Annotated in this window: 13 protein-coding genes; 7 read left to right on the forward strand and 6 right to left on the reverse strand. The window is 47.8% G+C overall.

The window, feature by feature from the left end; genetic code table 11:
* Positions 1-4 precede the first annotated feature (4 nt).
* The 6 genes from ACM6JA_RS21035 to ACM6JA_RS21060 all read left to right on the forward strand — a co-directional run bounded on the left by ACM6JA_RS21035 (position 5) and on the right by ACM6JA_RS21060 (position 5773).
* Entirely contained in the window at positions 5-367 is a 363-nt protein-coding gene (locus ACM6JA_RS21035; protein ID WP_007718433.1) for a DMT family transporter, read from the forward strand.
* The gene (locus tag ACM6JA_RS21040) at positions 364-786 is read left to right on the forward strand and encodes a YvaD family protein (RefSeq protein WP_414853903.1); all 423 of its coding nucleotides are present in this window, start codon (positions 364-366) and stop codon (positions 784-786) included. The genes ACM6JA_RS21035 and ACM6JA_RS21040 overlap by 4 nt, the downstream gene beginning before the upstream one ends.
* A 216-nt stretch (positions 787-1002) precedes the next feature.
* Positions 1003-1833 carry an MIP/aquaporin family protein gene (locus tag ACM6JA_RS21045; protein ID WP_173616738.1) on the forward strand — a complete coding sequence of 277 codons (831 nt, stop codon included), beginning with the start codon at positions 1003-1005 and terminating at the stop codon, positions 1831-1833.
* Between the two features lie 54 nt (positions 1834-1887).
* Positions 1888-3387 (forward strand): glycerol kinase GlpK, encoded by a 1500-nt coding sequence (gene glpK, locus ACM6JA_RS21050; protein ID WP_414853904.1) that lies wholly within the window; start codon positions 1888-1890, stop codon positions 3385-3387.
* 147 nt (positions 3388-3534) lie between these two features.
* Positions 3535-5205: an FAD-dependent oxidoreductase gene (locus ACM6JA_RS21055; protein WP_414853905.1), complete on the forward strand. Its 1671-nt coding sequence runs from the start codon at positions 3535-3537 to the stop codon at positions 5203-5205.
* A 13-nt stretch (positions 5206-5218) separates the two neighbouring features.
* Positions 5219-5773, forward strand: coding sequence for a glycerol-3-phosphate responsive antiterminator (locus ACM6JA_RS21060; protein WP_414853906.1), 555 nt, complete (start codon positions 5219-5221; stop codon positions 5771-5773).
* Positions 5774-6316: 543 nt separating this feature from the next.
* Here the strand turns inward: ACM6JA_RS21060 and ACM6JA_RS21065 are convergent.
* Positions 6317-7747 carry a PLP-dependent aminotransferase family protein gene (locus tag ACM6JA_RS21065; protein WP_414853907.1) on the reverse strand — a complete coding sequence of 477 codons (1431 nt, stop codon included), beginning with the start codon at positions 7745-7747 and terminating at the stop codon, positions 6317-6319.
* A 127-nt stretch (positions 7748-7874) separates the two neighbouring features.
* Between ACM6JA_RS21065 and ACM6JA_RS21070 the strand changes: the two genes are divergently transcribed.
* On the forward strand, positions 7875-8852 hold the full coding sequence (locus tag ACM6JA_RS21070) for a proline dehydrogenase family protein (RefSeq protein WP_414853908.1): 978 nt from the start codon (positions 7875-7877) through the stop codon (positions 8850-8852).
* Here the strand turns inward: ACM6JA_RS21070 and ACM6JA_RS21075 are convergent.
* The 5 genes from ACM6JA_RS21075 to ACM6JA_RS21095 are packed head-to-tail and all read right to left on the reverse strand — an operon-like array spanning position 8844 to position 12633.
* Positions 8844-9965 carry a sensor histidine kinase gene (locus ACM6JA_RS21075; protein ID WP_414853909.1) on the reverse strand — a complete coding sequence of 374 codons (1122 nt, stop codon included), beginning with the start codon at positions 9963-9965 and terminating at the stop codon, positions 8844-8846. The genes ACM6JA_RS21070 and ACM6JA_RS21075 overlap by 9 nt on opposite strands.
* Entirely contained in the window at positions 9916-10611 is a 696-nt protein-coding gene (locus ACM6JA_RS21080; protein ID WP_414853910.1) for a response regulator, read from the reverse strand. Before ACM6JA_RS21080 ends, ACM6JA_RS21075 begins: the two co-directional genes overlap by 50 nt.
* A gap of 20 nt (positions 10612-10631) precedes the next feature.
* On the reverse strand, positions 10632-11201 hold the full coding sequence (locus ACM6JA_RS21085) for a peroxiredoxin family protein (RefSeq protein WP_414853911.1): 570 nt from the start codon (positions 11199-11201) through the stop codon (positions 10632-10634).
* A gap of 17 nt (positions 11202-11218) precedes the next feature.
* Positions 11219-11926: a cytochrome c biogenesis CcdA family protein gene (locus tag ACM6JA_RS21090; RefSeq protein WP_414853912.1), complete on the reverse strand. Its 708-nt coding sequence runs from the start codon at positions 11924-11926 to the stop codon at positions 11219-11221.
* Between the two features lie 17 nt (positions 11927-11943).
* Positions 11944-12633 carry a hypothetical protein gene (locus ACM6JA_RS21095; RefSeq protein WP_414853913.1) on the reverse strand — a complete coding sequence of 230 codons (690 nt, stop codon included), beginning with the start codon at positions 12631-12633 and terminating at the stop codon, positions 11944-11946.
* Positions 12634-12724 lie beyond the last annotated feature (91 nt).

Genomic DNA, 12724 nt, shown 5'->3' on the forward strand with positions numbered 1-12724 from the left:
CATAATGAGTTGGGTCTATCTATTAATGGCCATTTTGCTAGAAGTGGCTGGAACAACATCGATGAAGCTGTCTGACGGCCTGAGCAAGCCTGTCCCCAGTGTGATGATGTTTATCTTTTATATTTTGTGCTTCTCGTCACTGAGCCTGGCGCTCAAGGAAATGGAGGTCGGGACTGCCTATGCCATCTGGTCGGGTCTCGGCACGGCGATCATCGCGGTCATTGGTGTGGTGATCTTCAAGGATGCCTTCACTGTCAAAAAAGTAATTGCTGTCGGACTGATCATCATGGGTTGTGTGCTGTTGAATCTGGGAGACTCCTCTCACGCGCAATCTTCGAAAGATACAGGAGTAGCTGAGGCGAAATGAGTGAGAAAAATGTAAGGGCAATGCTAGTGTTCTTCTGGGTCACCGATGTGGCTTTTGTCATATACTGGCTCATTACATTTTTGGAGCTTCTCCCTGTGGAATATCTGTATCAGGATTACTACGACCCCAATTTACTCGCATGGAACCTGTCCTTTTTTCCATTGGATATTTTTATTTCCATTACGGGCTTTGCCAGTCTGTACGCCTATCGCAGAGGACGGAACATCTGGAAGCCGCTCGCCATGCTGTCGCTCGTTTTGACATCCTGCTCGGGTTTGCAGGCGATCGCTTTTTGGACGTTCAAGGCAGATTACGATTGGTCTTGGTGGATTCCGAACCTGTACCTGCTGATTTACCCGTTATTCTTTTTGCCGGGCTTGATGCGAGAACTGGCAAAAGTGAAGGAAAGGGATTCTTGACAAATTTTGAGCAGTGGCTATATAGTAGGTCTTAAGTTAATAGTGCTGTGGAGATTGGGAGATCAGCTAATATTTGTAAAATGAGGGCATTGGCTCTTGTTTTGCGAGTATTAGCTTTTTTATTTTCTCTCCAAACAAACCACAAAGGAGTTAGCGTATTGTAAGCGCTTTACGGGAATAGGTTTACGTTTTTTCCAAAAAGGGGGAGGATGGGGCATGTCTATTTATGTAGGGGAATTGATCGGGACGATGATCTTGATCATTTTGGGGGCAGGTGTTTGCGCCGGACAGAACTTGAAAAAGGCGTATTCCCAAAACGGCGGTTGGATTGTGATTACGCTGGGGTGGGGGCTGGCAGTTGCGTGCGGAGCGTATGCAGTAGGAAGCATTAGCGGAGCGCATTTGAATCCGGCACTCACGATTGCGCTGGCAAGCATCGGTCAATTTCCCTGGGAGCATGTGCCGGGCTACGTAGCGGCTCAACTGATTGGAGCGTTTATGGGAGCGACATTCGTCTGGATCTTTTATTACCCGCATTGGCGTGAGACGAATGATGCAGGAGCCAAATTGGGCGTATTTGCAACGGGGCCCGCGATTCCCAATACAGTCGCGAATCTGTTCAGTGAAATTTTAGGTACGTTTTTCTTGGTGCTCGGTCTACTGGCGATTGGAGCGAATAAATTTGCAGAAGGACTGAATCCGTTTATCGTCGGCTTCCTGATTGTCGCAATCGGTTTGTCTCTTGGTGGTACTACTGGTTATGCGATCAATCCAGCTCGTGACCTGGGACCTCGTCTCGCTCATGCTCTCTTGCCCATCCACGGCAAAGGAAAGTCCAACTGGCGCTATGCATGGATTCCTGTTGTTGGACCTATCATTGGAGCAGTAAGTGGAGCGTTTTTTTACAAATGGACGTTTACAGATCATTCGCTGACAGGTGTAATAGCATTAGCGGCTTTCATGGTGATTGCCATCGTGGTCGGAATGACAACCAAAAAATCAATCGGCAGCAAGGAGCGACTCGCATCCGAAAGTGCGCGTTCCTAGACATAAAGGTAAGAATGAAGGCGATTCCAAATGAGTGAAGGAGGAACAGTTGTCATGGACAATAAATATATGCTTTCCCTCGATCAAGGAACCACGAGCTCTCGCGCTATTTTATTCGATAAATCAGGTGCCATTATCGGTGTTGCCCAGAAGGAATTTACGCAAATCTATCCGAAGCCGGGTTGGGTGGAGCACAATGCCGAGGAAATCTGGGAATCACAGCTGGAGGTTTTGAAAGCGGTTTTACTGGAGAATCATGTGAAACCGGAAGAAATCGCAGGAATCGGGATTACCAATCAGCGGGAAACAACCGTGGTATGGGATAAGCACACGGGCAAGCCGATCCACAATGCGATTGTATGGCAAAGCAGACAGTCCATCGATATTTGCAACCAGTTGAAAGAGCAAGGCTATGAGCAAACCGTTCGTGAAAAGACAGGATTGTTGATTGACGCCTACTTTTCCGGTACAAAGGTAAAATGGCTGCTCGATCATGTAGAGGGAGCACAGGAAAGAGCCGAGAAAGGCGACCTCTTGTTTGGAACCATTGATACATGGCTGATTTGGAAGCTGACCAATGGCCTTGTACATGTGACCGACTATTCCAATGCTTCGCGCACGTTGATGTTTAATATTCATTCCTTGGAGTGGGACGACGAGCTGTTAAACATGCTGCAAATCCCGAAAGCTCTGCTGCCAGCTGTCCGTCCTTCCAGCGAATTGTATGGCTACACAGACGAGAAGCTCTTCGAATTCCAGATTCCGATTGCCGGGATTGCCGGAGACCAGCAGGCAGCTTTGTTTGGGCAGGCGTGCTTTGCAGAAGGGCAGGCCAAAAACACATACGGAACAGGTTGCTTCATGCTGATGAATACCGGAGAAAAGGCAGTTGCATCCAAAAACGGATTGTTGACGACCATTGCCTGGGGTGTGGATGGCAAGGTAGAGTACGCCCTGGAAGGCAGTATTTTTGTAGCTGGTGCGGCGATTCAATGGCTGCGTGACGGGCTCAAGCTGATCGAAAAATCATCGGATTCGGAAAAACACGCACTCGCTGTTGACACCACAGATGGTGTTTATATGGTTCCTGCTTTTGTCGGACTGGGAGCACCGTATTGGGATATGGAAGCAAGAGGCGCGATCTTTGGCTTGACCCGTGGAACGACGGGAGATCATTTGATTCGGGCAGCGCTGGAGTCTCTCGCCTATCAGACACGGGATGTGCTTGAAGCGATGGAGGCTGATTCCGGCATCCGGCTGCAAAAGCTGGCGGTAGACGGTGGAGCCGTGGCGAATAACTTTTTGATGCAGTTCCAATCTGACATCCTGAATACAGAGGTTGAGCGTCCGCGTGTCAATGAAACGACCGCGCTGGGAGCAGCTTACCTGGCAGGGCTTGCCGTCGGGTATTGGGGCAGCAAGGAAGATATTGTGAATAACAAAGTGGTGGAGCGCTCCTTCTCACCGGATATGGCGGAGGAAGTGCGCCAGGAGTTGTACGCAGGTTGGAAGCAAGCTGTTACGGCAACGATGGGTTACAAGATTAGGCATTGATTTTTGCGTAAAAGAGGTCTAAAGTTAAAGATAAGTTAATCATGCTGTGGAGACTACGGAGACAGCCAGTATCAGAAGGGCAATGACATTGCATTGCTTCTTTTGGATATTGGCTGTCTTTTTCTTTTAGAGAGGATGAGAAGAACGATGAACGATCAACATGCATTATCATCAAGTCAACGCCAGGCTTGTCTGGATAAAATGGCAAACAAACAACTCGATCTTTTGGTAATTGGCGGTGGGGTGACGGGAGCAGGTATTGCCCTCGACGCAGCTGCGAGAGGTCTGAGTGTCGGACTCGTGGAAAAACAGGACTTCGCTGCGGGTACCAGCAGTCGCTCTACCAAGCTCGTTCACGGAGGATTGCGCTATTTGAAGCAGGGCGATGTGCAGCTGGTGCGGGAAGTAGGCCGGGAGCGAGCTATTTTGTATCGCAATGCGCCACATATCGTCATCCCGGAAAAAATGATTTTGCCAATCGTGAAAAATGGTACCTATGGCAAGCTGGCAACCTCTATTGGTTTGTATGTTTACGATGTGCTGGCTGGAGTCGAAAGAAAAGAACGACGCATCATGCTGAACAAACAGAAAACCGTGGAGGCAGAACCGCTGTTGCGCCGCGATATTCTCAAGGGCGGCGGGCTCTATTTTGAATATCGGACAGATGATGCTAGGCTTACGGTTGAGGTCATGAAAACAGCAAGCTCGCACGGAGCACTCTGCGTGAACTATACCGAAGCCATTGGCTTTATTTATGAAAACGGCAAAGTCATCGGGATTCGCGCGAAGGATTTGCTTACGGGTACGGAGTACTCCCTCCATGCCAAAAAAATCGTCAACGCAGCAGGTCCTTGGGTGGATCAGCTTCGAGAAAAAGACCACTCCCTGTACGGCAAGCGCCTCCACCTGACAAAAGGTGTCCATCTGGTCGTGCCATATAACAGACTGCCGTTGAAGCAGGCCGTTTATTTCGATGTATCCGATGGGCGTATGCTGTTTGCCATTCCGCGCAATAACAGTACGTATATCGGTACCACTGACACGAATTACAAAGGTGTGCTGGAGCGGCCAACGGTGACGAGAGAAGACATGCAGTATGTATTGAATGCCGCGAATGAGATGTTCCCTTCTGTGAAGCTGACGGAACAGGATGTCAGCTCCAGCTGGGCAGGACTCAGACCGCTGATCCATGAAGATGGCAAGTCCCCATCCGAATTGTCTCGCAAGGACGAGATTTTTTACTCCAAAAGCGGACTGATTACGATCGCAGGTGGAAAATTGACGGGCTTCCGCAAGATGGCCGAGCGCATTGTGGATGTGGTGGTCAAGCAGTTGAGCGAAGAAGAGGGCAGAGCATTTGAGGCTTGCCGGACAGACAAAATCGTTCTCGCTGGCGGAAAATTTGAATCCGCAGCCAAGATTCCTGTATTTGTGAAAGCACAGGCAGAGCGACTTCGCCAATGGGGAATCACCGAGGAACAAATCCGCGTTCTGGTCGGGAAATATGGAAGCAACAGTGAGCAAATCGTAACGATCTGCCAGGAGCTTTTGACACAAAATGCTCAAAATGTGTCTCCGATCGAAGCACTGCTGAAAGCAGAACTGCGCTACGCTGTAAAGGAAGAAATGGTCATGACCATGAGCGATTTTCTGATTCGTCGCAGTGGCAGACTATTCTTCGAGAGGGATACATTGGAGCCCGTGTATCGATTGGTGGGAGAAGAGCTCGCTCAAGAGCTGCAATGGTCGGATGAGAGAAAAGAACATGAAATAAAAGCGTTTGAAGAGGAATATCATCTTGCGAAAACATTTCAATAGGGGTGATTCGTGATTGGCAAACCAGATCAATCAAGTCATACTTCCTGCAGCCCGGACATTAAAAGAATTTGATGAACTCATGGAAAGCTGCTACGAGCGCATTATTTTGCTGAATGCTCATGTAGCGCAAGTAAAGCCACTGGGAAAACGGGCCAGAGCGTTCGGGAAAAAACTGCTGATCCATGCTGATCTCATAGACGGCTTGAAGTCTGATGAATATGCGATGGAGTTTCTTGCGCAAGAAGTACAGCCCGAAGGAATCATTACCACACGGAACAGTGCCATTCTTGCCGCCAAGAAAAAAGGGCTCATTTCTATCCAACGACTTTTTCTCATTGATACGATGGCATTAGATAGCAGCCTTACCCAGCTTGCGAGAACCAAACCGGATTACGTCGAGGTTTTGCCAGGAATCATTCCCCACCTGATCGAAGAAATCACTGTACGAACCAATATTCCGGTTATCGCTGGAGGATTTATTCGTACAAAAGAAGATGTGGATCGTGCTATTCTTGCCGGTGCGACATCTGTAACCACTTCTCGCAGAGAGCTGTGGACGAAATCATAAGGGTATATCAGGGTAGTCAAAAGCCGGTCATTCCTGTTCGTAGGAATACCGGTTTTTTGGTGTTTGTCCGTAAAGAAAATAGGTAGATGACGATGATAGAGGAGGTAGGTAGATACCCTTTTATTTGTATGAAGGTCAGTAGTCTATGCGGATGAACGTCACCGTGCATATACACATATAGTCAGCAAAAATAAGAGGAAAGAAGGCGGTTGCGTGAATTATCAAAGCTCTCAATGGCAATCATCGTATTCTTCGAGGGAAGGGCAGTCTTCTTATTACCCTTGGCAAAGAGATCGGGAACGGCCACCAGGATGGGATCGTGGAGGAGAATGGCAGAGACCTTTCAGGAGTTGGGAGTTTGACCACAGACGGAGATGCCCGGATCATTGTCGTTGGTGCCCTCCTGGCTGCTGCGGACGCTTTCGCTAACAGATAAATAGTAGAACGAGAGCCAAATCTTGAGATGTACTCGAGAGATTTGGCTCTTCTTTTGGGCAAATTGAGAAGGAAAGCGACACTTTATTACAGAAGATTTGACTGTGCTTATATTGTTCTCTCCAGCGGAATATTCGTTAAAACAGCCTTGATCCTCCTGACCCCTTCTTCGATCTGTGCCTCATTGGTATTGCCGTATCCGAGAATGATTTTATCCGTATGATTGCCTTTGACAATGGCGTGTTCCTCGACCGGGTAGACACGCACTCCGGCTTGCTCCAGTGCAGCCAGGACGTCAGGTGTGAAGCAAACCGTTGGAAAAGCAGCTACGATGTGCAGACCAGCAGCCTCCCCCCAAATGTGCATACGATCACCAAAAGCCAGTTGAAGAGCATCAATCAAGCATTGTCGGCGTTTTTTGTACAGCTTTTTTACGCGATTCACGTATTTCTCTAGGTGCCCCTCCTCGATAAAAACCCCTAGGGCAAGCTGATCAATCGAAGGGGCGTGCAAATCGGATAGCCATTTCGCTTGCTGATAGGAAGCTACCAATGCTTTTGGCAGGACGAGGTATCCCTGGCGCAGACCGGGAGAAAGGATTTTGCTAAAGGAACCGATGTAGATGACACGCTCTGAGGCGAGTCCCTGAATGGAACTGATGGGAGCTGTCTCGTAGCGAAACTCGCTGTCGTAATCATCCTCGACAATGTAGCAGTCAGCTTCCCTTGCATAACGAATGAGTTGAAGTCTTCGCTGGATGGGCATGGTGCCGCCGAGCGGGAACTGATGAGAAGGCGTGACAAATACGAAACGGGGGCGATGGGCAGATAATGACGGTAGCTGTTCCATATCCATCCCGTGGGCATCTGTCGGAACAGGCAGTAAGCGAGTGCCTGTCCTGGTGAAAATACTCTGGATATCGTGTGTGATCGGGTCCTCGATGACTACTTGACTATCAGGACGCAGAAGCACGTTGGCAATCAGGGTGAGCGCCTGAGTAGCCCCGGATGTCATAATGATTTGCTCAGGTTCGCATTGCACGCCGCGCGTTCGATACAAATAGCGACACAAAATCGTGCGCAGCTCCGTGCGTCCCTCGGGACGATTATAGCCAAAGACTGACAGTGGCGCTTCCTGACAAACGCGCTGGACGGTTTTGCCCCAGAGGCTGCGAGGAAAGTGCTCCAGAGCAGGAACACCGGAACGAAAATCGATCAGCTTGCTCTCGGCTTCGTTGAGGTGCTGATCCACTTTTGGCAACCCAGTCTCTGTCACCCGGGCGTGCTGTTCCAAATAAATGCCCGAAGCAATAAAATACCCAGAGCCACGTCTGCTCTCGATGTAGCCCTCGGCTAATAGCTGTTCGTACGCCTCTAGCACCACATTGCGAGAGAGGTGCAGTTCACTGGCTACTTTTCGGGTAGAAGGAAGCTTGAAGCCGGCTGTCAGTTCTCCACTCAAAATCTTTGTGCGCAATTCAGAATAGATTTGTCTGATTAACGGAATGGGTTTCTCTCGGTCAATGGTCATCCAGAGCAAGGCGTGTGAGCCTCCTTACGTAACTGGTCCTCTCGAAATAGTGGAAAACTGGACCTAATCCACACAAGCGTACCATGGTAGGGTGATGGAAGAGAAGAGATATGCCACTGCCAAAGGAGAGAGAAGGATGACGCCAGAAGAGAGAAGAACCGCAGAGATTTTGCGTACAATCGCCCGTGATGAACGAATCAAGGAAGCGGTCAGAACATCGCCCTTGCTATATCCGTTGCTTTTGACTGCTGCGAAACGTTATGTGACAGGCGAGACGCGTGCGGATGCAATGAAAATAGCCCAGCGTTTGGAAAAAATGGGCTACCGTCTATCAGTTGAACACATTGGTGAAAATACGCTGGATTTGCAGGTAGTACATGAAGCACAGAGGGAATTTCTGGCGCTAACTGCGGATTGCTCCCAACTACATACCTCAGTCGGAATCTCCTTTGATCTGTCCCATCTCGGCTTGTTACTGGATCAAGAGCTGGCGTTTGCTCACATAGAAGAGTTGGCAGAGCGGGCGAGGCTTAACGGACAGTACTTGATGATCAGCATGGAGGAATCTACGAAAACAGAGGCGATCATCAGCATGTATGAGCGTTTGGCACAGCGACATGAAAATGTGGGCATTACGATTCAAGCGCAGTTGCACCGCTCGTTGGATGATGTGAAACGGGTGCTCGGACTCCCGGGAAAAATTCGCTTGGTCAAAGGCGCATTCAAGGAACCCCAGGAAATCGCTTTGGCGCGTTCAGTGGAGTTGAACGAACGATACCTGGAGCTGGCTGACATGTGTGTGCAAGCTGGGCGCGAATGCTCACTCGCTACCCACGACCAAGCGATTGTAGACGAGCTAGCCCGCCGAGACTATTTGCACCGACCAAATGTAGAAGTCGAGTTGTTATACGGGGTTCGCCCTGAGCTGGCTCATGCCTTGCAAGTAAAAGGGGTTCCGGTGCGCTTGTACCTCACATATGGGACAGAGTGGTACTTGTACTTGTGTCATCGACTGGCGGAGCACCCGCCTCATGTGCATCAGGCGATAGCCGATATGTTTGATCCGGCGAGACTTCAGGATGTAGGGTATGGCATAGGAAATCGTTCAATTTGATGTGGGATGCTGCAAAGGTACGGTAAACCAAAAGGAATGCTGCTTCCCTTGTGACTGCAACCCAACTTTTCCGTTCTGTTGCTCGATAATTTCCTTTACGAGAGATAAGCCTAATCCCGATCCACCTGTATCCCTGCTCCGGGACGAATCTAACCGATAGAATCTCTCGAAAATGAGAGATTCTTTTTCTTTCGGAATCGGCTGGCCGATATTCGTGACGGTAACCTGGTAGGCAGACTCAGTGTGCCCTCCTGTAATAGTCACCCAACCACCCTCGTCATATTGCAGCGCATTCGTCAGGAGATTATGCAACACTTGTTTTAACCCGTCTTCATCTCCGATTACTTTCGCTGTCTCTATATCGGAGGATATCGCTATTTCTTTGTTCCTGAACTCCAAAGAAAAATGCTCGAGACAAGATTTCATTATCTTATCGATAGCGAGTACACTCCTCTTATTATCATTCGATATTTTCTTTCCTTGCCAGACATTTAATTGGTGCAACTGCTCTACCAAACGGGTAATGCGTATGGATTCTTCGTGAAGGGATTGGAACAGCTCGACCGAGCCTTGAATAATTCCAGAGCTTAGTGCTTCCAAATACCCGTTAATATTGGTTAATGGGGTACGCAGTTCATGGGCAATATCAGCCAGCATTTTTTTTCGTAGCTCTTCGACTTGCTTCAATTTCAGGCTTAACTGATTAAAATCATCCGTCAACTGACCGATTTCATCGCGAACACGAATGGTGAGGGGATCAGGCATGTCTCCTTGAGCCATTTGTCGTGTAGCACTTCCTAATTTCTTGAGTGGTTGAAGCAGCTTCTTGACGAAAAAGTAGTGGAAAATCCCAGCAATCACTGCGGTTGCCAAGCTGGCTTTGATCAAAAATGTCTGCATCGTCTGCGTAAATGCAGCACTCTCTGCTGGACTTACAGAGGGGGAGGTTGCAAATAACAAGCAGGCATAGTCTTTTACAGTAACGCCAGCGAGCCAGATCGCGATACCAATCACAGCTGCGTTGATCAAAATAAGCTTCCATAAAATATTGATTCGAACTGGATTATTTTTGATAAGCAACAAAGCGATACCCCATTCCCCGGATGGTTTCAATGAGTTCGCTGTCACCATCCCACTTCAGTTTTTCTCTCAGCTTGCCGATGTGCACATCAATCGTTCTTTCCGTCACGACCTTTTCATTGTGGGGATACAGTTCATCAATGATCTGTTCCCTAGTCAGTATTTGATTGGGGTGCATCATCAAAAAATACAACAGGCGAAATTCATGCTGTGTTAGCGAGATGCTCTCTCCTAGGTAGTGAACTTCCCCGCGTAATGCTTTTATCGTCAAGCCCCGATACGTAATTTTGCTGCATCGTTGGTTTGTCCTGCGCAAAATGGATTCTACCCGTGCTACGAGTTCACCCGGGCTAAATGGCTTCGTCACATAATCATCTGCGCCTGATTTTAAGCCTTCAATCCGGCTTTGTTCCTCGACCTTTGCCGTTAACATGATGATAGGGATATCTTCCTTCCAATCTGCCCGGATGCTTTTGCAAACTTCTTCTCCACTTACTTTTGGGAGCATTAAGTCCAGAATAACAAGGCAAGGGTCGTATTTTCGAAAGGCAACGAGTGCTTCCTCTCCGTCTCCGGCTTCATATACCTCATATCCTTCCTTTTCGAGGTACAGGACAATGAGTTTACGAATCTTCACGTCATCCTCTACTACTAATATTCCGGTCCCCTTGACTGCCATTTTGCATACCTCCCGACTCACTAACGTGTCTGTGCAACCATATTTTCCATCATCTCATAATTCATCGGACCGATTACTTTCTGCTGAATGACGCCATTCGAATCAATGATATAGCTGGAAGGAAGTGCTACGACTTGATAGATATCCGCTACCTCATTTTGTTCATCCAGTACGACCGGGAATGTAATCCCGAATTCATCTAAAAATGCGGGGATACTGTCTACATTTTTCTCTGATGTGGTCATATTTACAGCAAGAATCGTGACATTTTCATCTTTGTATTTCTCGTAAAACTTTTGCATGTCCGGCATTTCTGCTCGACACGGTGGACACCAGGTTGCCCACATATTTACGATGACCTTTTTTCCTCGCAAATCGGAAAGCTTGATACTCTCTCCATCCAGAGTATTTAGCTCGAAGTCAGGCGCTAGGTTGCCTTGGTTAATCCCAACAGTCAGGGAAGAGTCAGTCGTCGCTTGCTCACTGCTCGTTAGTCTTGCTTCACGGACATCATTTTTCTGTATGGTATCGTAAGCTCCCCATCCAACCAATCCGAGCAGGAGTACAATCACGATTATATTTTTCTTCATAGAAAATCATCCTTTCATTATAACACTGGAGCGAATTGCGCCAGCCAGGCACTTAATTTTTGTAATTGCCCCGTAAACAGCAGCAAGCCCATCACAATCAAAATCCAACCATTTATCAGAGACAGCCGTGGCAGCCATTTATTTACTTTTTTCATGACACCTAATGATCTTGTAATCAGTAAAGAAATCAAGAGAAAAGGCACTCCTAAGCCGAGGGAGTAAAACAGCAGCAAAAAGATCCCACTGTACATCGTTTCAGCAGATCCGGCCAAGAGCAGAATCGAAGATAAAGCGAGGCCAACGCAAGGTGTCCAGCCTGTCCCAAAAGCGAGACCGACGACAAATGAATGCCATCCGTTCTTGGGCCCTTTGGTTTCCCACTGCTTTTGAAACATGAGAAAACGTAGGTTTAATAGCCCAGCTGTCTGTAGACCGAATATGATAATGAGCAAGCCTGCGACCTTTTCTAATACCCCTCGATTGGCAGCAAAAAATTGTCCGATCATACTGGCAGAGGCGCCCATCATCATGAAAACTACAGTAAAGCCAAGGATGAAAAGGAGAGAACGAACCATCAGCACTTTTTTGGAAACACTTATCTTGTCGCCGCTCACATAGGAACCCGTAAGATTGGCCACATAAGCGGGCAAAAGCGGAAAAATACAAGGGGAGAAAAACGATAGCATTCCTGCCGCTATAGCAAATAAGATTGAAATTTGATCCATTGAAAAATCCTCCATGCTTACGATTCTTGCAAGCTTCTTTCTTTGCTGAGATTTTGAAAAAACAAACAGCACAGGGTAATGGCTAAAAAGAATAGCTGCTCACTGGATAAACCCAAAAACACCGCGACAGAATGAACTTTCAGAAAGCCGTTAAAAATTTGTCCCATGCTGTACCAAAGGATGAGTTGATTAATGTCACGGGGGTTCCCAACTCTCTCTCTTTTGCGGTACATCCAGATAAGCAGTACGATCGCAAGGACAATTTGGCTGAGATCATACAGGCGTAATTGCAGCGGTTGGTTGAACAAAAGTAGGAACAGAGAATAGACGAATTGATAGGTGAACAAGCCCACCGCCATGACTGCGGCATACAACCAAAAGGAGATGGCGCGCCTTTTGGATTGAATGTACAGAAAAGAAAGGACGACGATTGCAGCTAGCCAAATTCCTCGCTCGCCCCCTGAAAAATAAAGAAGGTAGTAAGGATTGTTCAGCACACTAACGGGATTGAAAAGAATGACACTAAACTTCCAAATCAAGAAAGCCCAGAAAAGCACATTGGATATATCCTCCATAATCGGCTTGCTTACATCGATCTGGTTCTTCACCCAATACTTCATGGCTATATAAGCTGTCAGTGCAGAAAGGGCAATTGCGATCCATTCGTACTTGATAATCAACGGGCCCCAGACGATAGCGTCTTGCATGATGTTCCGCCTCCTTTCTCCCATACAGTAGAACCTGATTGTTAAGATTCATTAAAGAAGCGAAAAAAGCTAAGCTCTCGGTTACGAGAAG

Source organism: Brevibacillus sp. IT-7CA2, from assembly GCF_949767855.1.
Classification (GTDB): Bacteria; Bacillota; Bacilli; order Brevibacillales; family Brevibacillaceae; genus Brevibacillus.

Coding starts and splice junctions, on each gene's coding strand:
- ACM6JA_RS21090 (WP_414853912.1), bottom strand. CDS start 11,926: ATGGATCAAATTTCAATCTTATTTGCTATAGCGGCAGGAATGCTATCG.
- ACM6JA_RS21035 (WP_007718433.1), top strand. CDS start 5: ATGAGTTGGGTCTATCTATTAATGGCCATTTTGCTAGAAGTGGCTGGA.
- ACM6JA_RS21070 (WP_414853908.1), top strand. CDS start 7,875: ATGACGCCAGAAGAGAGAAGAACCGCAGAGATTTTGCGTACAATCGCC.
- ACM6JA_RS21055 (WP_414853905.1), top strand. CDS start 3,535: ATGAACGATCAACATGCATTATCATCAAGTCAACGCCAGGCTTGTCTG.
- ACM6JA_RS21080 (WP_414853910.1), bottom strand. CDS start 10,611: ATGGCAGTCAAGGGGACCGGAATATTAGTAGTAGAGGATGACGTGAAG.
- glpK (WP_414853904.1), top strand. CDS start 1,888: ATGGACAATAAATATATGCTTTCCCTCGATCAAGGAACCACGAGCTCT.
- ACM6JA_RS21045 (WP_173616738.1), top strand. CDS start 1,003: ATGTCTATTTATGTAGGGGAATTGATCGGGACGATGATCTTGATCATT.
- ACM6JA_RS21095 (WP_414853913.1), bottom strand. CDS start 12,633: ATGCAAGACGCTATCGTCTGGGGCCCGTTGATTATCAAGTACGAATGG.
- ACM6JA_RS21085 (WP_414853911.1), bottom strand. CDS start 11,201: ATGAAGAAAAATATAATCGTGATTGTACTCCTGCTCGGATTGGTTGGA.
- ACM6JA_RS21040 (WP_414853903.1), top strand. CDS start 364: ATGAGTGAGAAAAATGTAAGGGCAATGCTAGTGTTCTTCTGGGTCACC.